1 protein-coding gene is annotated in these 860 nt (G+C 71.7%); it reads right to left on the minus strand.

Going from position 1 to position 860, the window contains the following annotated elements; genetic code table 11:
• Positions 1–860: beta-ketoacyl [acyl carrier protein] synthase domain-containing protein (locus IE212_RS34450; protein WP_190201929.1), on the minus strand; the 860-nt coding region annotated here is incomplete at both ends.

Here is an 860-nt window from a genome sequence, read left to right on the forward strand (position 1 = left end):
CCGGCGGGGTATGAGCCGGCGCCGTTGTTTCGTCGGGCGCCGGTGCTTCGGCAGGCATCGGTGGTTCTTCGAGTACGACGTGGGCGTTGGTGCCGCTGACGCCGAAGGCGGAGACGGCGGCGCGGCGGGGCCGGTCGGGGTCGGCGGGCCAGGGCTGGGCCTCAGCCAGGAGTCGCAGGGAACCGGAAGCCCAGTCGACCTGGGATGTGGGCGCATCCACATGCAGGGTGCGCGGCAGAGTGCCGTGGTGCATGGACTGCACCATCTTGATGATTCCGGCGATGCCGGCGGCGGCCTGGGTGTGGCCGATGTTGGACTTCAACGACCCCAACCAGACCGGTGATTGACGCTTCGGGTGGCCGTACGTGGCCAGCAAGGCCTCGGCTTCGATGGGGTCGCCGAGGGGCGTGCCGGTGCCGTGGGCCTCGACGGCGTCGATGTCCTCGGGGGTGAGGCGGGCGTCGGCCAAGGCCTCGCGGATGACGTTCTGTTGGGCGGGTCCGCTGGGGGCGGTGAGGCCGTTGCTGGCGCCGTCCTGGTTGACGGCGGTGCCCCGCACCACGGCCAGAACGTGGTGGCCGAGCCGCTCGGCGTCGGAGAGCCGCTCCACCAGCAGCACCCCGACACCCTCGGCCCACGCCGTGCCGTCGGCGGTGTCGGCGAAGGGTTTGCAGCGTCCGTCGGGTGCCAGTCCGCGCTGGCGGGAGAACTCGACGAAGACAGTTGGAGCGGACATGACGGTGGTTCCGCCGGCGAGGGCGAGGTCGCATTCCCCGCGCCGCAGCGACTGCACGGCCAGGTGCAGCGCCACCAGAGACGACGAGCACGCGGTGTCGATGGTGAGCGCGGGCCCCTGCAGG

The sequence above is a fragment of the Streptomyces djakartensis genome (assembly GCF_014651075.1).
Taxonomy (GTDB): Bacteria; Actinomycetota; Actinomycetes; order Streptomycetales; family Streptomycetaceae; genus Streptomyces; species Streptomyces djakartensis.